At 65.9% G+C, this 22026-nt stretch carries 20 protein-coding genes; 10 read left to right on the forward strand and 10 right to left on the reverse strand.

The features are described 5' to 3' along the window. Positions 1 to 8 precede the first annotated feature (8 nt). Positions 9 to 1007, forward strand: coding sequence for a sugar-binding protein (locus SIN08_RS01565; RefSeq protein WP_322449730.1), 999 nt, complete (start codon positions 9 to 11; stop codon positions 1005 to 1007). 146 nt (positions 1008 to 1153) lie between these two features. Here SIN08_RS01565 and SIN08_RS01570 read toward each other — a convergent pair whose 3' ends face one another. The 4 genes from SIN08_RS01570 to SIN08_RS01585 form a co-directional block, all read right to left on the reverse strand. Then, positions 1154 to 1741 carry a hypothetical protein gene (locus SIN08_RS01570; RefSeq protein WP_322449731.1) on the reverse strand — a complete coding sequence of 196 codons (588 nt, stop codon included), beginning with the start codon at positions 1739 to 1741 and terminating at the stop codon, positions 1154 to 1156. 172 nt (positions 1742 to 1913) lie between these two features. Then, positions 1914 to 2951: an aldo/keto reductase gene (locus tag SIN08_RS01575; RefSeq protein ID WP_322449732.1), complete on the reverse strand. Its 1038-nt coding sequence runs from the start codon at positions 2949 to 2951 to the stop codon at positions 1914 to 1916. A 143-nt stretch (positions 2952 to 3094) separates the two neighbouring features. After that, positions 3095 to 5269: a TRAP transporter fused permease subunit gene (locus tag SIN08_RS01580; protein WP_322449733.1), complete on the reverse strand. Its 2175-nt coding sequence runs from the start codon at positions 5267 to 5269 to the stop codon at positions 3095 to 3097. 89 nt (positions 5270 to 5358) lie between these two features. Further along, positions 5359 to 6333, reverse strand: coding sequence for a TAXI family TRAP transporter solute-binding subunit (locus SIN08_RS01585; RefSeq protein ID WP_322449734.1), 975 nt, complete (start codon positions 6331 to 6333; stop codon positions 5359 to 5361). Between the two features lie 186 nt (positions 6334 to 6519). Here SIN08_RS01585 and SIN08_RS01590 point away from each other — a divergent pair, with 186 nt between their 5' ends. Continuing rightward, entirely contained in the window at positions 6520 to 6774 is a 255-nt protein-coding gene (locus SIN08_RS01590; RefSeq protein ID WP_322449735.1) for a glyoxalase superfamily protein, read from the forward strand. A gap of 57 nt (positions 6775 to 6831) precedes the next feature. Here the strand turns inward: SIN08_RS01590 and SIN08_RS01595 are convergent, their stop codons facing one another. Both SIN08_RS01595 and SIN08_RS01600 read right to left on the reverse strand, forming a co-directional pair. Next, positions 6832 to 7614 (reverse strand): slipin family protein, encoded by a 783-nt coding sequence (locus SIN08_RS01595; protein WP_322449736.1) that lies wholly within the window; start codon positions 7612 to 7614, stop codon positions 6832 to 6834. Beyond that, a complete protein-coding gene (locus SIN08_RS01600; protein ID WP_416207993.1) occupies positions 7611 to 9053 on the reverse strand; it encodes an NfeD family protein in 1443 nt (480 codons plus the stop codon). The genes SIN08_RS01595 and SIN08_RS01600 overlap by 4 nt, the downstream gene beginning before the upstream one ends. 190 nt (positions 9054 to 9243) lie before the next feature. Here SIN08_RS01600 and SIN08_RS01605 point away from each other — a divergent pair, with 190 nt between their 5' ends. Continuing rightward, positions 9244 to 9486: a WGR domain-containing protein gene (locus tag SIN08_RS01605; RefSeq protein WP_322449737.1), complete on the forward strand. Its 243-nt coding sequence runs from the start codon at positions 9244 to 9246 to the stop codon at positions 9484 to 9486. Positions 9487 to 9558: 72 nt separating this feature from the next. Here SIN08_RS01605 and SIN08_RS01610 read toward each other — a convergent pair whose 3' ends face one another. Further along, on the reverse strand, positions 9559 to 11043 hold the full coding sequence (locus SIN08_RS01610) for an alanine/glycine:cation symporter family protein (RefSeq protein WP_322449738.1): 1485 nt from the start codon (positions 11041 to 11043) through the stop codon (positions 9559 to 9561). Between the two features lie 540 nt (positions 11044 to 11583). On the opposite strand from SIN08_RS01610, the gene SIN08_RS01615 reads away from it, so the two are divergent. The 7 genes from SIN08_RS01615 (at position 11584) to SIN08_RS01645 (ending at position 18872) form a co-directional block, all read left to right on the forward strand. After that, entirely contained in the window at positions 11584 to 13212 is a 1629-nt protein-coding gene (locus SIN08_RS01615) for an ABC transporter substrate-binding protein (protein ID WP_322449739.1), read from the forward strand. Positions 13213 to 13318: 106 nt separating this feature from the next. After that, on the forward strand, positions 13319 to 14332 hold the full coding sequence (locus SIN08_RS01620; protein ID WP_322449740.1) for an ABC transporter ATP-binding protein: 1014 nt from the start codon (positions 13319 to 13321) through the stop codon (positions 14330 to 14332). Beyond that, positions 14329 to 15309 carry an oligopeptide/dipeptide ABC transporter ATP-binding protein gene (locus tag SIN08_RS01625; protein WP_322449741.1) on the forward strand — a complete coding sequence of 327 codons (981 nt, stop codon included), beginning with the start codon at positions 14329 to 14331 and terminating at the stop codon, positions 15307 to 15309. The genes SIN08_RS01620 and SIN08_RS01625 overlap by 4 nt, the downstream gene beginning before the upstream one ends. Before the next feature lie 10 nt (positions 15310 to 15319). Beyond that, positions 15320 to 16246, forward strand: a complete 927-nt coding sequence (locus SIN08_RS01630; protein WP_322449742.1) for an ABC transporter permease — start codon at positions 15320 to 15322, stop codon at positions 16244 to 16246. Between the two features lie 18 nt (positions 16247 to 16264). Continuing rightward, positions 16265 to 17146, forward strand: a complete 882-nt coding sequence (locus SIN08_RS01635; RefSeq protein ID WP_322449743.1) for an ABC transporter permease — start codon at positions 16265 to 16267, stop codon at positions 17144 to 17146. An 11-nt stretch (positions 17147 to 17157) separates the two neighbouring features. Continuing rightward, entirely contained in the window at positions 17158 to 17961 is an 804-nt protein-coding gene (locus SIN08_RS01640; protein WP_322449745.1) for a glycerophosphodiester phosphodiesterase family protein, read from the forward strand. Continuing rightward, positions 17958 to 18872 (forward strand): TIM barrel protein, encoded by a 915-nt coding sequence (locus tag SIN08_RS01645; RefSeq protein ID WP_322449746.1) that lies wholly within the window; start codon positions 17958 to 17960, stop codon positions 18870 to 18872. The genes SIN08_RS01640 and SIN08_RS01645 overlap by 4 nt, the downstream gene beginning before the upstream one ends. 78 nt (positions 18873 to 18950) lie before the next feature. Here SIN08_RS01645 and SIN08_RS01650 read toward each other — a convergent pair whose 3' ends face one another. From SIN08_RS01650 to SIN08_RS01660, 3 genes are all read right to left on the reverse strand, one after another. Then, complete coding sequence (locus tag SIN08_RS01650; RefSeq protein WP_322449747.1) at positions 18951 to 19883, reverse strand: isoaspartyl peptidase/L-asparaginase; 933 nt, start codon at positions 19881 to 19883, stop codon at positions 18951 to 18953. Positions 19884 to 20076: 193 nt separating this feature from the next. Next, a complete protein-coding gene (locus tag SIN08_RS01655; protein WP_322449748.1) occupies positions 20077 to 21120 on the reverse strand; it encodes a P1 family peptidase in 1044 nt (347 codons plus the stop codon). Positions 21121 to 21126: 6 nt separating this feature from the next. Beyond that, the gene (locus SIN08_RS01660; RefSeq protein ID WP_322449749.1) at positions 21127 to 22026 is read right to left on the reverse strand and encodes an ABC transporter permease subunit; all 900 of its coding nucleotides are present in this window, start codon (positions 22024 to 22026) and stop codon (positions 21127 to 21129) included.

The following is a 22026-nucleotide window of genomic DNA, read 5'->3' on the forward strand; positions in this document are numbered from 1 at the left end:
CTACTAACATGAAACTCAAATACAGCCTGCTTGCCGGCATTGCCGCGGTCGTGGCCACGGGGCTGACCGCCGAGGCACAGGAAGAATACCGCTTCGCCCTGGTGCCGAAGGCCATGAACAACCCCTTCTTCGACCTCGCCCGCGACGGCTGCAAGGCCGCCGAGGAAGAGATGGAAGGCGTCTCGTGCTACTATATCGGCCCCAGCGAGCATACCGAGCAGGAGCAGATCCAGATCATCCAGGACCTGATCACGCAGGGTGTGGACGGCATCGCCGTTTCGCCTTCGAACGCGCCGGCTGCGGCCCGCGCGCTTAAGGCAGCCAACGAGGCCGGCATTCCCACCATGACCTGGGACGCCGATCTTCTGGAGGAGGACAAGGAGGTCCGCGCCACCTATGTCGGCACGCTGAACTACGACATCGGCGTGAACCTCGCCAAGCTCGCCCAGGAGATGAAGCCGGAGGGTGGCTCCATCTGTCTGCAGTCGGGTGGCGCGGCCGCGGCCAACCACAACGAGCGCCTTCAGGGCATTCGCGACACGCTGGCCGGTACCGAAGGCACGGAACCGCCCGGCGAGCGGCTTTCCGGCGACAATGGCTGGACCGAGGTGGAGGGCTGCCCGCTGTTTACCGACGACGACAGCGCCAAGGCCGTGCAACAACTCTCCGACATCATGAACCGGCATCAGGATCTCGACGTCTTCATCTCCACCGGGGCCTTCACGCAATGGTCGGACAATGCCTACCGGCAGGCGATCGAGCCCTACAAGAGCAAGCTGGAGTCCGGTGAGCTCATCGTGCTCGTTGCCGATACGCTCCCCATGCAGATGGGACAGCTGAAAGACGGCCTGAGCCACGGCCAGGTGGGCCAGCGCCCCTACGAGATGGGGTACCAGGCAATGCACATCCTGAAGGACCTAGCGGAAGGCAATGAGGTGGAAGACCCCATCTATACGGGTCTGGACGTCTGCACGCAGGAAAACGCCGAGGAGTGCCTGCAGCAGTAACCGAGTCATCCCGCCCAGCTCAGCCGAGCGGGGGTTGTCCGGAATGCCACGATGGATCCCGGCAACGCTCCGCTCGACTGGGATGACCTGCAGCAGGGCCGGCCCGGCGTGCGTTCATCGGCGGGCCACCTTGCCGCATACCCGGATCAGCAGGGCTTGTCGGCCTCGGCCGCAGCCGTCGGCTCGCCTTCCTGCTGAGCCTCGGCGTCCTGCTGTGACGTAGCTATCTGCTCGCCGGATTCATCGCTCTCGCCGCTGGCCAGCGGCATCGTTCCGCCTTCCTTCTGCACGAGGTCCTGGCGATCTTCCGCTCTGCCGGCATCTTGCGCTTGCCGCTCGGCATCACCCGGTTCAACTTCGAGCGGGGCCGTGCTGCCGTCCTTCTCGATGGGCGGCGTCCCGACGAAATCCGACTCCGATGTCGATGCAGTCGTCTCGGTATCGATGTCGGCCTCGGCCGCAGCAGTGGGCTCGCCTTCCTGCTGGGCCTCGACATCCTGCTGTGACGTCGCGATCCGCTCACCGTATTCATCCTCCTCACTGGAGGATAGCGGCATTGTGCCGCCGTCCTTCTGCACGAGGACCTCGCGGTCTTCCGGCCCGGTGGCATCCTGTGCTTGCTGCCCGGTGGAGTCCCGCGGTTCGGGCTCGAGCGGAGCGTTGCTGCCGTCCTTCTCTATGGGCGGCGTCTTGACGGCCTCCGAGGAGGTCTCGGTTGACGCGGTCTCTTGCATGTCCACGCAATCGGCGAAGGCAAAACCGCCAGACAGCGCCAGAACGGCGCTGGCGGTCGTAAGTTTTGCTAACACGTTCATGGCTTGGTTCCTTTCATCGCTGACGCAAGAAACGAAGCCTGACGGTATTGGTTCCCTCCATTTTCAGCAGCCGTCGCCAGCGGCCTTACGCTCAATCGCCGGGCGTCGGCGCGTCCCGTCGCAAGAGGCCGGCGCTCTTGAGGTCGGACCAGAGTGCGGCCGGGGTCGGCCGGGCGAGAAGATCGATATTGGCTTGCACCTCTGCCGCGGTCACCGCGCCGGGGATGACCGTCTTGACTGCCGGATGGCCGAGCACGAACTGCAACGCCGCCTCGATCAGCCGCACGCCGTGGTCGGTGCACACCGCCTCGATCCTGCGCACCCGCTCCAGGATCTCCGGCGGGGCGAGATCGTAGTTGTAGCGCGCGCCCTCGACGGCGCCCGTCGCCAGAATACCGGAATTGAACGGCCCACCGATAACGATGCCGACGTCCCGCTCGACGCAGCGCGGCAGGAAAGTGTCGAGCGCCTCCTGCTCCAGAAGCGTATAGCGGCCGGCGAGCAGGAATCCGTCGAATTCGCCGAGGTCCAGCAGCTTCTCGCATACCTGCCACTCGTTCACACCGGCGCCGATCGCCTTGACGCGGCCGGCCGCCTTCAGCTCCTCGAGCGCGCGATAGCCGCCGCCATCGAACAGCTCGCGCACCTTCCGGTCGCTCGCCTCGCGGCTGCCGTGGGTGAAGACGTCGACGTCGTGCACGAGCAGGAGATCGACCGTTTCCACGCCGAGCCGCGCAAGGCTCGCCTCATGGCTCTTCATCACCCCGTCATAGGTGTAGTCGTAGACGAAGCGCTTCTGCGGAACGTCGACAAAGGCGGCGGGCGTCACCTCCTCCGGCGCGCAATCTTCCAGAAGCCGCCCCACCTTCGTCGACAGGGTCACGCCGTCCCGCCCGAAGCGGGCGACGGCGCGGCCGACGCGCCCCTCGGAAAGGCCGAGCCCGTATTGGGGCGCGGTGTCGAAATAGCGCACGCCGCCGTCATAGGCCGCTTGCAGCGCCGCCTGCGCGTCCTCTTCCTCGACGCGGCGATAAAGGTTGCCGATCGGCGCTCCGCCGAAGCCGAGCCGGGTGAGCGTAACGGGCCTGGCCGCCTCTTCTTGCAACGTGACTTTATCGGATGCCTGCACGGATCGTCCTCCCTTCACCGCTATCGCCCGGCAGTCTCGCCACCGGGACGGCGCTGTCAACAGGGACGGCTCGGACTCGCGAGGGCTGGTTGTTGATGCCTGCGCCCCTTCGTGAAGGGGCGCAGCGTTCACAACCGTCCCGGCTACTCCGCCTGCCGTGGCACCGCTCGCGCACCGACGAAGCGCCACTGGTAAAGGAAAAGCGCGGTACCGATGACGACGCCGAGCAGGTCGGTCAGCCAGCCGCCCTTGATCATGCAGAGCGCCGCCACCAGAAGCACCCCGCGGAAGGCGATGTTCATCGGCCCGAAGAACCAGCCCTGAACGGCGGCGGCCAGGAGGTAGATGCCGATGCATGCCGTCACGAAGACGTGCAGGATGTCGAGCCACGGACCCTGCATGAGCAGCGCCTGCGAATAGAAGAACATGAAAGGCACGACGAAGGCGGCGAGCCCGAAGCGGAAGCTTTCCACCGAGGTGCGCATGGGGTCGGAGCCCGACAGCGCCGCCCCCGCATAGGCCGCCAGCGCCACCGGCGGCGTGATGGCCGACATGACCGCGAAATAGAAGACGAAGAAATGTGCCGTCAGGACCGGTATGCCGAGCGCCACGAGGCCGGGCGCCACCACCGCGGCGGCCACGGCATAGGCGGCGGTCGTCGGCATCCCCATGCCCAGGACGATGGAGATGCACATGGCGAAGAACAGCGCGAGAAGCTGGTTCTGGGCAGCGATCGCCAGGAGCAGGCTGGAAAAGCGCGCGCCGACGCCCGTCAGTGCGATGACACCAACGATGATGCCCGCGCAGGCGCACACCGCCACGAGCTGCAGCGACATCCGCGCCGCCAGGTTCAACGCCCGCAATACGGACCGCACGCCCATGCGGTGCGGCGTGAGCCAGCTTACCACCGCCGCCGCCGCCATGGCCAGCGTGCCGGCGCGGATAACCGAGTAGCCGGCAAACAACGCATAGATCAGGATGACGATGGGAATGAAGAGATAGACCTGCTTTAAAAGCTCCTTGAAGACCGGAAGCTCCTTGCCGGGCAGGCCCTTCATGCCGAGCCTGGTCGCCTGCAGGTCGACCATGAAATAGACCGAGGCGAAATAGAGGATCGAAGGAATGATGGCCGCGATGACGATCTCGGTATAGGGAATGCCCGTCACCTCGGCCATGATGAAGGCGCCGGCCCCCATGATGGGCGGCATGATCTGCCCGCCGGAGGAGGCTGCCGCCTCGATGGCGGCGGAGCTGCGCGCGGGATACCCGACCTTCTTCATGAGCGGGATGGTAAGCGAGCCGGTGGAAACGACGTTGCCGGCGGACGTGCCGTTGATCATGCCCATCAGGCCGGAGGCGAAGACGGCCACCTTGGCCGGCCCGCCGCGCGCCCGCCCGGCGGCCGCGAAGGCGAAGTTGACGAAATAGTCACCCACCTTGGAGGCCTGCAGGAACGCGGCGAAGGTGATGAACAGGATGATATAGGTCGAGGAGACCGCGATCGGCGCGCTGAGAATGCCCTGGTCGGTGAAGATGTAGGTGAAGAAGCGCTGCGCATCGTAGCCGCGATGGGCGAGGAAGCCCGGCAGATAGGGCCCGATGAAGGAATAGAGAATGAACACCGTGGCGATGATGACGAGGGCGAGGCCGGCCGCGCGGCGGGTGATCTCGAGGATGAGCAGCACGCCGGCAAGCGCCGCATAGAAGTCGGCCGGCTGGGCCATCGCCGTGCCCGCCCTGAGCCTCAGAGCCCCGACATTGAAGAGGATATAGCCGAGAACGGCGATCGTGGCCGCGCCGAGTACATAGTCCGACCAGGGAACGCGCCGGTCGCTGCGCTCGGGGAAGAACCAGCCGGCCAGAATGGCGGCGATCGTGCCGACCACGAGCGGGATGCCGTAGGTGGAAAAGACGAAACCGGGCGGAAGCGCGATGCCGGCGATCCACCAACCGCCCCAGGCATAGGCGATCATTCCCAGGCCGTAGCTCACGCCGGCGATGCCGACCACCATCAGCGGCCATTCGAGCGCACTGCGCCGGCCGGCCTCCAGGCTCTCGCGAACCACGTCGCTCGAGGAATAAACGAGGAATCCCAGGACGAGCCCGCCGCACAGGTGGAGCATGCGGTAGGTCCACGGCTCCAGCGGATAGAAATTCATCACGATGATGTGGAAGGCGGCGTAGACGACGCTCAGCGTCACCACCGCCAGGCGCAGCCGGCCTTCGTGGCTGCGCTGGTTGCCCGCCAGCACCTCCTCGTCGACGCCCCTGGCGAGAAGCTGGTCGGTGCTGGCCGATTGGTCTGCGGCATTGGACATTGTGTTGAGCCTCGTGGTCCCGGACGCTCGCCCGAAGCGCCGGTGAGAGCGGCGGACGCCTCTGCGCCCGCCGCACGGATCGGAACGCCTTATTCGGGCTTCAGCTCGTCGGGAATGGTGACGCCGGCCTCTTCATAATAACGCACCGCGCCCGGATGAAATGTCATGAACGTGTTCTTGTCGACATTCTCCGGCACCGTCTCCTTCGCGCTGGCATGGATCGAGCGCATGCGGTCGTTGTTCTCCATCACCAGCTTGGTGATTTCGTAGGCGAGGCTTTCGGGCATGTCCTCGTGGGCGATGGCGAAGTTCCACATGGCCACGGTCTGCTGCGGGTCGGGGAAGCCCTCGTAGAGCCCGCCCGGCACCTCGAAGGGCGACACCGGATGCGCCTCGACGATCTGCTCCTGCTGTTCGGGCGTGAAGCCGAAGATGTTGACGTCGTTTTCCGCCGCGATCTGCGCGAAAGCCGAGATCGGAACGCCGGCGGCGAAGGCGAAGGCATCGATCAGGCCGTCCTTGACCTGCCCCACCGCGTCGTTGGCACCGGAATAGCTGATCTCCGGGCTTACGCCGAGCGTCTCGAAATAACGCGGCCAGTAGGTGGCGGCGGTGCCGCCGGCCGGGCCGACGGAGACGCGCTTGCCGTCGAGATCGGTCACGTTTTCGATGCCGGACGAAGCCAGCGCGACGACCTGGAAGGGCGTCTGGTACATCGGAAACAGAGCGCGCAGGCTCTGGTGCTCGACGCCCGGCGCCAGCTCGCTCTCACCGGTCCAGGCCTCGTGGGCCGGGCCCATGGTGACGAGCCCGAGCTGGTGGTCGCCGGTTTCGACCAGCGTCGCGTTCTGCACCGGGCCGCCCGTCACCTCGGCCGAGGCGTTGACGTCGAGTTCCTGGGAAATGAGATTGGCAAGGCCCGTGCCGTAGATGAAATAGGTTCCGCCCTGGCTGGCCGTGCCGACGGTCATGCTGGATGGCCAGTCTTCGCGATCCTGAGCGATGGCCGGGCCGGCAAGACAGAGCGCCGCGGCGTTCAACGCGGCCATAACGAACATGCGCATGGCAATCCTCCCTATAATGTATCAAACGTGTTCCACCGGCGCGCGAAACCGTTCGCGCGGGCGGTGAGCGACGCCCTATAGCTGCCGCCCCGCGCAGCATTTTCAACGCTCTCCCTCGGAAAACATGGCTTTTTTTCCGGGTCGCCGCAATGCGATGTGTGGAATCGGTGACAAAGCGGCCGGGCGGTGTTTCGAAACCCACCCATCGGGTCGGGACAGCTTCCTTCCCCCGGCTGCCATTCCGAGCACGCGGGAGACGCAACGCCCGGCGGGAACATGTGCGTCTATATGAAGGGCATTCGTGAACTTCACCGGGAACTCACGGCCAAGGAGTACCGCTACATGAAACCCGGACTAGAGGACGCGGGAACGCGGCTGGAGCTCCAGGTCATCGACCCGTTCAACAACCGCATCCGCTTCATGGAGCTCAAAGACGGCTGAACCGGACTGCCATGCGTGTCGTGAGCCCGGCTCAATTCACCATGTCGCGTCCGCCGCCTACTCGCCCTTTTCCCTGGTCAGCTTTGACAGGCCGGGCACGATGCTGGCCATTTCCATCGGGAAGGGGAAGACGATGGTGGAGTTCTTTTCGGCCGCCACCACGTTGAGCGAACTCAGATAGCGAAGCTGCATGGCCTCCGGCTGGCGGGCCAGGATTTCGGCCGCCTCGAGCAGCTTCTGGGCGGCCTGCTGCTCGCCCTCCGCGTTGATGACCTTGGCGCGCCGCTCGCGCTCGGCCTCGGCCTGGCGGGCGATGGCGCGCACCATGGATTCGTCGATGTCGACATGCTTGATCTCGACATTGGCCACCTTGATGCCCCAGGCGTCCGTCTGCCGGTCGAGGATCTCCTGGATGTCGGCATTGAGCTTGTCGCGCTCGGCCAGCATCTCGTCGAGGTCGTGCTTGCCGAGAACCGAACGCAGCGTCGTCTGGGCGAGCTGGCTGGTCGCCATCATGAAATCCTCCACCTGGATCGTCGCCCTTTCGGCGTCGATGATGCGGAAATAGAGCACCGCGTTCACCCGCACCGAAACGTTGTCGCGGGAGATGACGTCCTGGCCCGGCACGTCGAGCACCAGCGTGCGCAGGTCGGCGCGGACCATCTGCTGGACGAAGGGAATGAGCAGGATAAGCCCCGGCCCCTTGGTTGCGGTGAAGCGGCCGAGCGTGAAGACGACACCGCGCTCGTATTCGCGCAGGATCTTGATCGCCGAGGCGAGCAGCGCCACCAGCAGGACGATCAGCACCGCATAAAAGGTAAAGCCGCCGAAAAGATTCATGGGTTTTCTCCTCTCCCGTTCTTCTCCTGCGCGTCCGTCGCGACATGCAGCAAGAGCCCGTCGCGGCCGGTCACGCGGATCGGTGTGTCCGCGTCGAGCGGCTCGGCCGAGGTTGCCTTCCAGCGTTCCCCGAGCACGAACACATAGCCCTGTGTTCCATTCCAGTCATGCACGGTGCCCGTCGCGCCGATGAGTTGGTCCTCGCCGGTGACGACGCCGCGCCGGTGCGACGTCCAGGCAAGCCTTATGATGAGGAAGGTGAGCGCGAGGCTGACCGCGCCGACGGCGGCGACCACCTGCCAGGAAAGCTGCAGTCCGGGCACGTCGGTGTCGAACAGGATCGTGGCGCCGAGCACCAGCGCCACCGTCCCGCCGATGCCGAGTATGCCGAAGGAAGGGGCGAAGGCTTCCGCCGCGATCAGGCCGATGCCGAGCAGCATCAGCCCGGCTCCGGCATAGGTGACCGGCAGCACCGCCAGGGCGTAGAGCCCCGTGAGCAGGCTGATCGCGCCCACGGTGCCGGGCAGCATGGCCCCGGGATTGAGGAACTCGAAGATCAGCCCGTAGATGCCGATCATCATCAGGATGAGCGCCACATTGGGATTGGTGATGACGGCGAGAAGCTGCGTGCGCCAGTCGGGCTCTATCTCCTCGACGGCGATGCCGGCGGTCTCAAGCCTGATCTCCCGGTCGGCGAAGGAGATCGTGCGCCCGTCGATTTCGGCGAGAAGCGCCTCGACGTTGCGGGCGACGACATCGATCACGCCTTCTTCGAGCGCGGCGGAGGATGACAGGCTCTCCGCGCGGCGGACCGCGCGCTCGGCCCATTCGGCATTGCGGCCGCGCAGCTCGGCAAGGCCGCGGATATAGGCGACGGCGTCGTTGATCGCCTTCGCCTCGGAGGCGTCTTGCGGCGCTTGCGCCTCGCCCTCGGCACCTTCGTCCGCCTGCTGCTCCTCGTCGCTTGCCGGCTCCTGTTCCTCGCCGCCGCCGAAGGGCAATCCCCCTCCTCCGCCGATGGCGACCGGCGTGGCCGCGCCCAGATTGGTGCCCGGCGCCATGGCGGCCACGTGGCTGGCATACATGATGTAGGTGCCGGCGCTCGCCGCGCGCGCCCCCGAGGGGGCGACGAAGCTGGCCACCGGCACGGGCGAGGCGAGGATGGCGCGGATGATGTCGCGCATGGAGGTGTCGAGGCCGCCGGGCGTGTCCATCCGCAGGATCGCGATTTCCGCCCCGCGCTCCTCCGCTTCCTCCAGGCCGCGTATCACGTAGTCCGCCGTGGCCGGCCCCACGGCGCCGTCGAGCCTCAGAAGAAGCGCCGTGCGCCCCTCCTGGGACGACAGCGGAAGAACGAGGCCGACAAACCCCGCCATGAGAAGAAGCAACGAGACCGCCACCCGCAGGGGAGACGGTACGGACATCGACCGCGCGCGCATGCTTTGAACCCACATGTCGAAAAATATAGGTGCTATGCGCGAGAAAAACAGCCGCGCCAGCACGCATGGATTGCGCCCGCCTCCGTCGCACCGCCCCGGCGCGCCATCCATCAGCCGCGTGAATCGCTGCTGGCCGACCGATTCGAATTAGTCATTGGACCCTGGTGCGCCCGCCGGCGATGATTCGGGCATGACGAGCGCCGACCAACCCCTCCTGCTCAAACGCATCGATCCCCGCCGCAACATGGCGCGATTCTATCTGCTGTCGATCGAGCCGACCCTGTTCGGTCCGGTCGCGCTCAGGCGCAATTGGGGGCGCCTCGGCACGTGGGGTCGCCAGCGGCTCGAACTGCACGAGGACGAAGCAGCGGCACGCAACGCGCAGGCCCGGCTTCTCGCCCGCAAGCTGAAGAAAGGATACGAGCGTGCCTGACGACCTGCCCGCGGCCGAACCGCACGGCGGGTCACAAACGTCGCATCGGCATTTCCGCTCCCGCCATCCGCGTCAGGCGCGCGGCGGGACCGGGACCGTTGCCTCCCCCGGAGCCGTTGCTTCTGCGGCCGCGCGCGTCGCGTACGACCAGGCGCTGTGGTCGAGATCGAGCTCGGGGAACTTCCGCGGATCGAGAACCGGGCGTGCGATGCCCGCCTTCAGCTGCGCACGGAAGTCGTTGAGGATGCGCAAGGCGACCGGGAACAGCATCATGATGGCCATCAGGTTGACGAGTGCCAGCACACCCATCAGCGGATCCGAGAAGAAGAACACCGCCGTGGCGCCCGGTGCCGTCGCCCCGAGGAATACAATGGCGATGATGGCAACGCGCAGCACGTGCAGCGCCGCCTGGCTGCCGGTCATGACGCGCAGGGCCGTCTCGCCGAGATAGTAGTTGTAGATGATCGAGCTGAAGGCGAAGAGCAGGATCGCGAACGTCAGGAAATACTGCACCCACTCCCCGAACTGGCTGACCAGGGACTGCTGCGTGAGCGCGATGCCGTCGATTCCCTCGTTGCCCGGCACGTAAACCGGGCTGAGCAGGATCATGAGCGCCGTGCAGGAACAGATGATGATGGTGTCGATGAAGACGGAAAACGATTGGGTGATACCCTGGCTGATCGGATGACGGACGTCGGCGGTGGCCGCGACGTTGGGCGCGGAGCCCAGCCCCGCCTCATTGGAAAACAGGCCCCGCCGCAGGCCCTGCGCCAGCGCGGCGCCGACGCCGCCGCTCACCGCTTCCTCGAGCCCGAACGCATTGGCGACGATGCTCCACAGCGCGCCGGGAACGGCGGTTATGTTGAAAGCGATGACCAGAAGCGCAAGAGCGATGTAGCCGAACGCCATGACCGGGATGATGAGGTCGGCGGCCCTGGCGATGCGCCGGATGCCGCCGTAGACGATGAAGCCGGTAATCACCGCCAGAAGCAGCCCACTCCACACGCGCCCGACCCCGAGGCTGTCGTTCGCTGCCCCCGCAAACGTATTGCCCTGGAAGGCGTTGAAGCCGAAGGCAAACGCGGCCATCAGGCAGACGGCGTAGAGAACCGCCAGCCAGCGGTACTGGGCGCCCAGCCCGTGAATGATGTAGCTCGCCGGACCGCCGGTATAGGTGCCGTCGCCGTTGGAACGCTTGTAGAGCTGGGCGAGGGACGATTCGACCAGGCTCGTCGCCATGCCGATCAGGGCGATGACCCACATCCAGAACACCGCGCCCGGCCCGCCGAGCGTGATCGCCACCGCGACGCCGGCGATGTTGCCGCCGCCCACCCGGCCACCGACGGAGACGAGAAGCGCCTGGCGCGCGCTGATCGCATTCGGGTCGCCGCTCTGGTTCTTGGACGAAAGAACCCGGAACATCCGCCCGAAATACTCGAACTGAACGAACCCGCTCATCAGGGTGATGAAGACGCCGAAGATGACCAGGATGGGGATCAGCGACCATCCCCAGGTCAGGTCCTCGACCAAACCGAAAAGGCTTCTGATCATATCCATCGGCTTCTCACCTCCTCAAAAGTGCCACCTTCCGCAGGCCCGCCCGTGCAATGATTTCAACTATCCATTGAAACCGGCAGGAATGACAAGCGCCAACCAGGTTTTGCACCGACTTTGCGTGCGAGAACCGGACCACCAAGGCGTCACATGAATGTTACGTCGGTGACCTAACGATGCCGCGCTATCCGCTCTTCAGGCTTCGACGAAAGGCGGCGGCCGACCGCCTCATCTCCGATTGTGGCGCTCTCATTGCCCGCGCTGAATCCGTCGGAAATCCACGCGGCGACGTGAACAGCTTTCGCAGTGCGGGCTGTCGGGAGCAGCAGGCACGCCGCGCCCAAGGAAATTCCGGTTATCAACCTGTAGAGTACTTCTCTTGTACTCTAACGATACTTTGGTGCTTATTATACCACGGCAAACACAACAGTGGATGTCACGAATTTTTCACGCGAATATTATCAAAGTGTCACACCACCAAACCTAATTTGCGGCACATATCGATTCCGGCCAGCCCTTGGCCAGCAGAAAGGAGAATCCGACATGTTTTCACTCAATCGACGGCACGCGCTCGGCTTGCTCGGCGCGACCGCCGGCAGCATTGCCCTGCCCCGTTTCGCCATCGGCCAGACGGCCCGTCCGTCCGTCACCATCGCGGTGCAGAAGATCACCAACAACAACACCCTCGACATCTGGAACGAGCAGTCCAATGTCGGCGAGCGGGTCTTCTTCCCGAACCTCTGGGAGGGGCTGATCCTGCGCGACTGGATGGGCAATCAGGGGCCCGTCCCGGGGCTCGCGACCGAGTGGACGCGCATCGACGACAAGACCCTCGAACTCAAGCTGCGCCAGGGCGTAAAGTTCCACAACGGCGAAGAGCTCACCGCCGACGACGTGGTGTTCAGCTTCTCCGCCGAGCGCGTCTTCGGCGACACGCAGCCGGTGGGCGGCGAGACCATCTTCGAGGCCGACCACAAGCCGACGACGGCGAAGGAGCTCCCGGCCTCCGTGCCCGGTATCGGCCGCCGCCTGTGGCCGGCGCTCGCCGGCGTCGAGGCGGTGGACAAGTACACGGTGCGCTTCCACAACGCGACACCGGACGTGACGCTCGAGGGTCGCCTTTATGCCTTCGGCAGCCAGATCGCCAGCCGCCGGGCCTGGGACGAAGCCTCCTCCTACGCCGAGTGGGCGCAGAAACCCGTCACCACCGGACCTTACATGGTCGGTGAGTTCCGGCCCGACGTGTCGCTGACGCTCGTCGCCTTCGACGATTATTGGGGCGGTCGTCCGCCGCTCGAACAGATCCGCTTTGTCGAGGTTCCGGAGGTCTCCTCCCGCGTCAACGGCCTTCTGTCCGGCGAGTACGACTTCGCCTGCGACCTGCCGCCCGACCAGATCGCCGCCGTCCAGGCCGCGGAAGGCCTGGAGGTGCAGAGCTCGACCATCTGGAATCACCGCGTTTCGGTCTTCAACACCCAGAACGCCATCCTGGCCGACCCGCTGGTGCGCCGCGCCATGACGCACGCCATCGACCGGCAGGCGATCGTCGATTCGCTCTGGGCCGGCCAGACCGTGATCCCAGCCGGCCTGCAGTTCAAGTCCTACGGCGACATGTTCGTCGAAGGATGGACGGTTCCGGAGTTCGATCCGCAGCTCGCCCGCGACCTCTTGAAGCAGGCGAACTACAAGGGCGACGCGATCCCCTACCGCCTGCTCAACAACTACTACACCAACCAGACCTCCACCGCGCAGGTCATGGTGGAGATGTGGCGCCAGGTCGGCCTCAACGTCGAGATCGAGATGAAGGAGAACTGGGGCCAGATCCACGATCCGCAGGGCGTAAAGGGGGTGCGCGACTGGTCGGCATCGAACCTCATCAACGACCCGATCACGCCGATGGTGGTCCAGTTCGGCCCGAACGGCGAGGTCCAGCAGAAAAAGGACTGGACCAACGCGGAGGTCAACGAGCTCTCGGTGGTGTTGGAGACCAGCACGGACCGGGCTGTGCGCAGGAAGGCTTTCGCCCGCATGCTGGAGATCTGCGAGCGCGAGGATCCGGTCTACCAGCTCCTCCACCAGAACGCGGTGTTCACCGGCATGAAATCGTCGCTGAACTGGAAGGCGGCACCGGCCTTCGCGATGGACTTCCGCGCCTCCAACTGGACGAGCTGAGCTTCCCGTCTTCGGCCCCGGCGGTTTTGGCCGCCGGGGTTTTTCACGCCCGCCGCGTCCGCGGCCGGCGGTATGGGAGCATGGCTAAGACAATCGCGGGTGAAACATGAGCGCGGAAACATCCAGCCTGGTGGAAATGCGTGACCTGAAGGTCGCCTTCGACGGCGTCGAGGTGCTGCACGGGATCGATCTCGACGTGGCCCATGGCGAGGCGCTCGGCCTCGTCGGGGAATCGGGCTGCGGGAAATCGGTCACATGGCTGGCCGCACTCGGCCTCTTGCCGGGCAAGGCCAGCGTCACCGGCACCGTCCGCCTCGAGGGGCAGGATCTCTCGGCGGCACCGAGGACCGTGCTCGAGACGGTGCGCGGCAAGCGCATCGCCATGATCTTCCAGGATCCGTCGAGCTCGCTCAATCCGGTGCTGCGCATCGGCCGCCAGATCACCGAGGCACTGACCATCCATCGCGGCCTGACGGGTGCGGCGGCGAAGGCCGAGGCCTTGCGGCTGATGGACATGGTCGGGATTCCCGATCCGCGCCGCCGTTTCGATCAATATGCGCATGAATTCTCCGGCGGGCAGTGCCAGCGGCTGATGATCGCCGTTGCGCTCGCCGGCGAGCCCGAGCTGCTGATCGCCGACGAGCCGACGACGGCGCTGGACGCGACGATCCAGGCGCAGATCCTCGATCTTCTCGGCACGCTGCAGGCGGAAACGGGCATGGCGCTCGTCTTCATCAGCCACGATCTGGGCGCCGTCTCGCAGGTGTGCGAGCGGGTCTGCGTGATGTATGCCGGGCGCATCGTCGAGCAAGGAACGGTCGATCAGCTGTTCTCCGCGCCGCGCCACCCCTATACGCGCGGCCTCTTCGACGCCATTCCCCAGATCGACGGCCCGCGCCGGCGGCTGATCCCCATTCCCGGCACCGTTCCGCACCCGCGGGAACTGCCGCAGGGATGTGCCTTCTCGCCACGCTGCGCAAACGCGACCCGATTCTGCGAGACCAAGCGCCCCCGGCTGCTTCTGCAGCCCGACGGCCGCAGCCTTGCCTGCGTGCATCCGGTCGAACCGGCCGCCGACGGCACCCACCGCACAGAAATCTTCGAAGACACGATGCAATGAAACCACTGATCGAGGCCAGAAACCTCGTGCGCATCTACGAGATGCGCAAGAAGCTGTTCGGCGATGCGCTGCCGGTGCGTGCCGTGGACGGCGTGTCCCTGTCCGTCCTGCCCGGCGAGACGCTCGGGATCGTCGGCGAATCCGGCTCCGGCAAGTCGACGCTCGGCCGCATGCTTCTGGGCATCGACCCGGCACAGGCGGGCGACGTCCTGTTCGAGGGGCGGCCGATGCCCACGCCGCACAGCGCCGAATGGCGTGCGCTCAGGGCGCGGATGCAACTCGTCTACCAGGATCCGCTTGCCGCGCTCGACCGTCGCCTGACCATCGCCGCCCAGATCGGCGAGCCGCTGGAGATCCATCGGATCGGCAGCCGGGAGGACCGCGCGGCCCGCGTGCGTGAACTGATGGCCGCCGTCGGGCTTCGCCTCGACCAGGCCGGGCGATATCCGCACGAGCTTTCCGGCGGTCAGCGCCAGCGCGCCGTCATCGCGCGCGCATTGGCGGCGGGGCCGTCGCTTCTTGTCTGCGACGAGCCGGTGTCGGCGCTCGACGTGTCGATCCAGGCGCAGGTGGTCAACATGCTGCGCGACCTTCAGGAGAAAAACGACATCGCCATGGTCTTCATCAGCCACGACCTGAAGGTCGTCCGCAACATCGCCGATCGCGTCGCGGTGATGTATCTCGGGAAACTCGTCGAGGAAGGCTCCTCCGACACGATCTTCCGCACCCCGCACCACCCCTACACCCAGGCGCTGGTGTCGAGCGTGCCGGTCCCCGGCAAACGGCTGCAAGGCCGGGTCATCCTGCAGGGAGAGCCGCCCAATCCGGCAGCCCGCCCGTCGGGCTGCGCCTTCCATCCGCGCTGCCCGCTGGCATCCGGGATCTGCCGCACCAAAACGCCCGAGCTGCGCCGGATCGAGGCGGGGCGAACCGCGGCCTGCCATGCGCTGACGGGCGACGGCGCCATGGCGGCTTGAGGAGACGCCGATGGTCCGCTTCGTTCTCACACGGCTGCTTCGGGCACTCATCACCATCGCCGCCGTGGTGACCTTCGCCTTCATCGTCTTGCGCATGTCCGGCGATCCCGCCCAGGTGATGCTGGGTCCCGACGTGCCGCAGGAGGCCGTCGAGGCGTTCCGCCACGCCTGGGGCCTCGACCGGCCGCTCTGGATACAGTACCTGGCCTACGTCAAATCCATCTTCACCGGCGATTTCGGCGTCTCGATGCGCGACAAGGCGCCGGCCATCGACCTGGTGCTGGAACGCGTGCCCGCCACGCTGCAGCTGACGATCCCGGCCCTGATCCTGAAGCTCCTGATCGGCGTTCCGGCCGGCGTCTACGCCGCCCTTCACCGCCAGAGCTTCGCCGACCGTGGGGTGATCCTGATGGCGATCCTCGGCTTCACGATTCCCTCCTTCGTCATGGGCCTGATCCTCATGCTGGTGTTCTCGGTGATGCTCGGCGTCCTTCCCTCGGGGGGACAGGACACCTGGATGCACGGCATCCTGCCTACGATCACGATGAGCATCGGCGGCATCGGCATTCTCGCCCGATTTTCCCGCTCGGCGATGATCGAGGTCATGGGACAGCCCTTCATCCGCACCGCCTCGGCCAAGGGCGTTAAATGGCACGACGTGGTCTGGGGGCATGCCCTGCCCAACGCGGCAATCCCCATCGTGACGATCGTCGGTTTCATGGTCGGCTCGCTGATCGCCGGCGCCGTCGTCGTGGAATCGATCTTCTCGTGGCCCGGGATCGGACGCCTGCTGGTCGTTTCGGTCACCAATCGCGACCTCGCCGTCGTGCAGTGCATCCTGCTCATCATCGCCGCCGCGATGGTCGTGTCGAACCTCATCGTCGACCTCCTCTACGGCTGGCTCGACCCACGCCTGCGCGCCCGCCTCGCCCACTAGGAGCCTCGGAAAACCGCCATGTCCTCGGCCGACCTGACAGACACGCGACCAACGCCCCATCCGGCCTTCGCCTTCGTGGCGCGGCTCCGCCGACAGGTTCCGCTCTCCGTCGGGCTCGGTGTCCTGTGGCTCGCGGCGATGGTGCTGGTCGCCGCGTCCGCCGACCTCCTGCGCCCCTACGGCATCACGGTCATGGATCTGACGAGCCGGCTTGCCCCGCCCGGTTCGCCGGGACACTGGCTCGGCACGGACGAACTCGGCCGGGACGTGCTTTCCCGGCTGATCCAGTCGATCCGCGTCTCGCTCGTCATCGCCTTTGGCGCGACGATCATTTCCGCTGTCTTCGGAACGGCGCTCGGTTTCGCCGCCGCCCAGTTCCGCGGCGTCGTCGAGCATCTGGTGCTCGTGCTCGCCGATTTTCAGGCCGCACTGCCGTTCCTGATCATGTCGCTGGCGGTTCTCGCCTTCTTCGGATCCTCCATGACGCTGCTGGTCTGCCTGATGGGGTTTTACGGCTGGGAGCGATATGCGCGCATCGCCCGCGGCCTGGCGATCTCGGCGAGCGCGCAGGGCTATGCGGCCTCGGTCGTGCAGCTCGGCGCGACGCCCGCCCGTGTCTATTTCCGCCACATCCTGCCCAATGTCGCCTCGACGCTGATCGTGTCGATGACGCTGACCTTCCCCGAAATCATCCTGATGGAAAGCGGCCTTTCCTTCCTGGGTCTCGGCGTGCAGCCGCCCGAGACCAGCCTCGGCAACATGGTCGGCTTCGGGCGCGAATATCTGACGACCGCTCCCTGGATCATGCTGGCGCCGGCCGCCGTCATCATGCTGACGACGCTTTCCATCTCGCTCGTCGGCGACTGGCTGCGCGACAAGCTCGATCCCACGATTCGCTGAAGAGGATTTGAATGACCCTGATCACCGGCCATCGCGGCGCCCGCAATCTCTGGCCCGAGAATTCGCTTTCAGGCTTCCGCAACGCTTGCGAACTCGGTGTCGACGCCATCGAGTTCGATGTGCATCTGACCGAGGCGGGCGAACTCGCCGTCATCCACGACCCGACGCTGGAGCGCACGACGGAAGGGACCGGGCCCGTACGGACCCTGAAGCCCGAGGCGCGGGCGAACACAAGGCTCAAGGGCACCGGGGAAGGCATCCCCACGCTTGCCGACGTGCTTTCCGTGTTGGCATCCCACGAGGGGCTCCGGCTGCACGTCGAGATCAAGCTCGACGAGACCGGAACGCCCTATCCGGGCATCACCGGGCAGGTGGCGAGGGAACTTAACCGGTTCGGCGTCGAGGAGCGGTCCGTTCTGACCAGCTTCGCCGTCCCGGTCCTGGAAGCATGCCGCCGCCGCGCGCCGCGGGTCGCGCGGCTGGTTTCCGTCAACGCCGAATGGGCCGAACGGCAGGGCGGACTTGCCGCCTTTCTCGACCGCGTCGACGGGCTCGTGGACCTGGTGGCGATCCACCACGAACTGATGGAGACGGAGTGGGCGCTGATCCGCCGGACGCTGCCGCTCGACCGGCTGTGCGTGTGGACCGTCAACGACGAAGCGCTGATCCGCCGCTGGCTGGAGCGCGGCATCGGCCACCTGACCTCGGACAACCCCGACCGCGCGCTCGCCCTGCGCGCGCACCTCGTGAACGCCGGCGGGCCGGCGGCCCCCGAAGCACCCACCCGGACGGAACCAATCGGAGACACGCCATGACCAGCATCATCGCCACCGGCTTCAACGCGGGTTCAATCGACGGAGAGCTCTTCAGCCTGGAGGCTGAACTGCGCCGGCTGGCGGACATCGGCGTCGATACGGTCGAACTCGGACTGACCAGCGTCGACCTCATCAGCGGCGGCCGCGTGATCGAGGAGCGGGCGGAGAGGCTTCAGGCGCTCACCGCCCAGTTCCCTTTCCGCTATACCGTGCACGGGCTTGTCTCCTCCAATTTCATGGATCCGGCGACCGTGCGCTACCAACTCGATGCGGCCAAGGCCCTGGTCGAGATCTGCGACAGGATCGACGCACGGGTCCTCGTCCAGCACGGCGGGCATCTGCGTGCCGATCAGATCTTCGATCGCGCGGCGGCCGACCAGCGCGAGCGCGAGGCGCTTTTCGAGCTCGCCGAATTCGCCCGGCCCCATGGCGTGCGCATCGCCTTGGAGAACATCTTCACAACCGAGCCCGGGCAATACCGCCAGACGCCGGCCGAGGTCGCGGCGACGGTGAAGGCCGTCGACCACCCCAATCTCGTGGCGCTGATCGATTTCAGCCACGCCTATATCGAAGCCACCTATCGCGGGCTCGACTTCCGCGATCAACTGCGCGCCATGGCGCCGGTCGCCGGTCACCTGCACGTCCACGATTCCTTCGGCCGCCCGATCGGCTTCTACAAGCCGCACCATCTCCAGGAGGCGACCGCGCTGGGCCTCGGCGACCTGCACATGCCGCTCGGCTGGGGAGACATCGACTGGGAAGACATCTTCGGCGAGCTGGAATTCCTGCCCGGTACGGTGTTGATGATGGAGATCATCACCCGCTACCGCAGCGAACAGCCGGCCTGCCTCGAACGCGCGAAGCGGCTGATGGCGCTGAACGAGAGGCGCGGCGCCGTCGCGGCGGAATGAGGTGACAGGGATATTTTGGCCTGACAACCTTCAGGAGTCGTGCTGCTTCTCTAGACGAACGTTCCGGACATCTTGCGGCTAATCGGCGAAGATGCCGATTTCCGCCTGCCCTCCTTCGCTCTGGCAAGCGCGATACATTCCCCGCGTGTTGAATGTCAGCACCGGGCGGCCGGTGCGCCCGAGCGCGATGACCCCGCCGCTGCCGCCGATTTCCGGCAGTTCGATGAGAACCTTGCGACGGACCGCCTCGGCAAGATCGAGGCCCTGATACTCGACCATAGCGGCGATATCGCGTGCCACGGTGAGGCGGATGAACATCTCGCCGTGACCTGTCGCGGAGACGGCGCAGCTCCTGTTATCGGCATAGGTGCCGGCCCCGATCAGCGGCGTGTCGCCGACGCGGCCGGGATGCTTGTTGGTCATGCCGCCGGTCGAGGTCCCGGCGGCGAGATTGCCGGCGCTGTCGCGCGCCACGGCGCCCACGGTGCCGTACTTGCCGTCATTGTGGTCCAGCGTGACCATCGCGGCCTCGCGTGCGTCTTCCAGTTGCTTGCGGCGATGATCGGTGATGAACCATTCGGGATCGACCGTCTCGGCGCTCACCCGCCGCGCAAAGGCTTCCGCGCCCTGCCATGCCAGAACGACATGGTCGCTCTCTTCCATGACCTTCCGGGCCAGGCATACGGGATTGCGAACCATCCTGAGGCCGATCACCGCGCCGGCATCGCGCGCGCGGCCGTCCATGATCGCCGCGTCCATTTCCACGGTTGCCTGCGAGGTCAGTACCGAGCCCCGGCCGGCATTGAAGAGGGGGTTGTCTTCGAGCGCGACGACCACGCGTTCAACCGCCTCGACCGCGCTGCCGCCACCCTTGAGCGCCGCCCTGCCGCATGTAAGGGCGTGGGCGAGACCTTCGCGGAAGGATGCTTCACCCGCCGCCGACAGCTTCTCGCGCAGGATCGTTCCCGCGCCGCCATGCAGCGCCAGCGCCCACCGGGCCTTTTGTTCCATCTCTTTTTCCTTGTCTGTCCTGCGGAGCCGATCCGTCGGCGATCATTCGCGCGGACACCGCTCACACACGTGCATTTTGTCGCGAGCGAAGCTCCGCGGAAAGCGTTACGATGAGGCCGGCCGGCACGGATTGTCGGTGCCCATTGTCCCGATCCCGGTGCGTTGGGCCAATGCCGAGTCGCTCTCGGTCATGTCATCCATGCATCGAACGCTTCTGTTTTCCAACCAGATACGCGCGGAAGGAAGGCAGGCGGCTGCCGTCGTAGGCCGGCATCGGCGTGGCATGCCAAAGCGCATTGAGAATCGCCTCTTCCGTCGCCTCCACCGCCGCCTTGAAGAAGGCGTTCATTCGGCTTTCGCAAAGACGCGATGCCGGATAGGTGTCGGCGCTGCCGCGCTCGAAGATATTCGCGGTGGAGAACGCCAGCGCTATATCGCCACTCTGGTGGCCGAGATGACTGCCGAGACGCCCGAGGGCGGCCCCGCTCCTGCGGGAGAGGCGGCCGAGCTGCCGCGAGTCCATCGGCGCATCCGTTGCCATGACGATGATGATCGAACCCTTGTCCTCGTCACCGGCATCGGCGCGGGCCCACTCGGCAACGGGCCGCCCGAAGACCCGCAAGTCCGCCTGCTGCCCGAAGTTGGAAAGGACCAGCACCCCGACCGTGTAGCGATTGTCGGCCAAGGCGACCTGCCGCGAGGAGGAGCCGACGCCGCCGGCAAAGCCGAAGGTCTTCATGCCGCTGCCCGCACCCACCGTTCCCTGGTCGAACAGGGTGCCGGCATTGGCGATCGCGGCTTCGGCGGTCGCCTCGCTCACGCGCAGCGCCTGGATGTCGTTTACCTGCCCGTCGTTGCATTCCAGCACGAGGGGATTGACCGTTGCGCTGCACCGGCCGATCCCGGGGTTCAGTGCGATGGCGCGCTTGATCAGCGCCGTCGCACAAACCGGCACGGCGAACGTGTTGGTCAGCAGGACCGGTGTCTCGATCTCGCCGAGCTCCATGAGCTGCACCAGTCCAACACTCTTGCCGAATCCGTTGAGGATCGAAGCCGCGGCCGGCACCGGCCGCCGGTAGAGGTCGCCAGCACGGGGCAAAACCGCGGTCGCCCCGGTACAGGATCCGGTTTCGTGAATGGATTCGTGCCCGACGAGCACGCCATCGATGTCGCAAATCGTGTTTGCCGGGCCGGTCGGCAGCTGCCACCAGCCGTTGTGGGGTATCATATTTCTCATGTCTACTCAGTGATCGTCGAGTTTCGGATCGAGCGCGTCGCGCAGCCCGTCACCCAGTATGTTGAAGCAAAGCACGGTGAGGAAAATGGCAAGGCCCGGAAAAAAGGTCAGATGCCATTCTCCGGCCAGCATGTATTCGCGCCCCGTCGAAAGCATCGCGCCCCATTCCGCCACGGAAGGCTCCACGCCGAGCCCTATGAAGGACAGGCTGGTGGCCGTCAGGATGGACGTGCCGATCCGCATGGTGAAATAGACGATCACCGCGCCGAGCACCCCGGGCAGGATGTGGCGGAACATGATGACGAAATCCGACGCCCCGGCGGCACGAGCCGCTTCCACATAGGTCGCCTCCTTGAGCCCCAGGGTGCCGGAGCGCACGATGCGCGCGAAGGCGGGCACGCTGAAGACGGCGACGGCGATGATGACGTTGGTGAGACCGGCGCCGAGAATGGCGACGATGCCGATGGCGAGCAGGATACCGGGAAAGGCAAACAGGACATCGGCGATGCGCATCACGATCGAATCGAGCCAGCCGCCGAAATAGCCCGCCAGAAGCCCGGCAACGACGCCGATGACGGTGCCGATCGTCACCGAGACGAAGCCGATGAACATGGACAGTTTCGCGCCGTTCAGGATGCGGGCGAAGATGTCGCGGCCGAACTCGTCCGTGCCGGCCCAATGAAGTGCCGAGGGCGCGCTCAGCGTGTTCTTGTAGTCGAACTCGTCGGGACCGAAGGGAAGAATCCAGGGTGCGGCAAGTGCCGCCACAAGCATGACGAGAAGGAAGATGCCGGCGGCAAGCGCGCCGGGACGCGCGGTAAGGCGGCGGCGGAATTCGCCGAACGGCGAGCGTACGGTCAGTTCCGTCTCGGGGGCGGCAGCCGGTGCATCGGAAACGAGAGACAT

Source organism: Chelativorans sp. M5D2P16 (assembly GCF_034427935.1).
Taxonomy (GTDB): domain Bacteria; phylum Pseudomonadota; class Alphaproteobacteria; order Rhizobiales; family Rhizobiaceae; genus Chelativorans.

Coding starts and splice junctions, on each gene's coding strand:
- SIN08_RS01565 (WP_322449730.1), top strand. CDS start 9: ATGAAACTCAAATACAGCCTGCTTGCCGGCATTGCCGCGGTCGTGGCC.
- SIN08_RS01570 (WP_322449731.1), bottom strand. CDS start 1,741: ATGCAAGAGACCGCGTCAACCGAGACCTCCTCGGAGGCCGTCAAGACG.
- SIN08_RS01580 (WP_322449733.1), bottom strand. CDS start 5,269: ATGTCCAATGCCGCAGACCAATCGGCCAGCACCGACCAGCTTCTCGCC.
- SIN08_RS01585 (WP_322449734.1), bottom strand. CDS start 6,333: ATGCGCATGTTCGTTATGGCCGCGTTGAACGCCGCGGCGCTCTGTCTT.
- SIN08_RS01595 (WP_322449736.1), bottom strand. CDS start 7,614: ATGAATCTTTTCGGCGGCTTTACCTTTTATGCGGTGCTGATCGTCCTG.
- SIN08_RS01600 (WP_416207993.1), bottom strand. CDS start 9,053: ATGCGCGCGCGGTCGATGTCCGTACCGTCTCCCCTGCGGGTGGCGGTC.
- SIN08_RS01605 (WP_322449737.1), top strand. CDS start 9,244: ATGACGAGCGCCGACCAACCCCTCCTGCTCAAACGCATCGATCCCCGC.
- SIN08_RS01610 (WP_322449738.1), bottom strand. CDS start 11,043: ATGGATATGATCAGAAGCCTTTTCGGTTTGGTCGAGGACCTGACCTGG.
- SIN08_RS01615 (WP_322449739.1), top strand. CDS start 11,584: ATGTTTTCACTCAATCGACGGCACGCGCTCGGCTTGCTCGGCGCGACC.
- SIN08_RS01620 (WP_322449740.1), top strand. CDS start 13,319: ATGAGCGCGGAAACATCCAGCCTGGTGGAAATGCGTGACCTGAAGGTC.
- SIN08_RS01625 (WP_322449741.1), top strand. CDS start 14,329: ATGAAACCACTGATCGAGGCCAGAAACCTCGTGCGCATCTACGAGATG.
- SIN08_RS01630 (WP_322449742.1), top strand. CDS start 15,320: ATGGTCCGCTTCGTTCTCACACGGCTGCTTCGGGCACTCATCACCATC.
- SIN08_RS01635 (WP_322449743.1), top strand. CDS start 16,265: ATGTCCTCGGCCGACCTGACAGACACGCGACCAACGCCCCATCCGGCC.
- SIN08_RS01640 (WP_322449745.1), top strand. CDS start 17,158: ATGACCCTGATCACCGGCCATCGCGGCGCCCGCAATCTCTGGCCCGAG.
- SIN08_RS01645 (WP_322449746.1), top strand. CDS start 17,958: ATGACCAGCATCATCGCCACCGGCTTCAACGCGGGTTCAATCGACGGA.
- SIN08_RS01650 (WP_322449747.1), bottom strand. CDS start 19,883: ATGGAACAAAAGGCCCGGTGGGCGCTGGCGCTGCATGGCGGCGCGGGA.
- SIN08_RS01655 (WP_322449748.1), bottom strand. CDS start 21,120: ATGAGAAATATGATACCCCACAACGGCTGGTGGCAGCTGCCGACCGGC.
- SIN08_RS01660 (WP_322449749.1), bottom strand. CDS start 22,026: ATGTCTCTCGTTTCCGATGCACCGGCTGCCGCCCCCGAGACGGAACTG.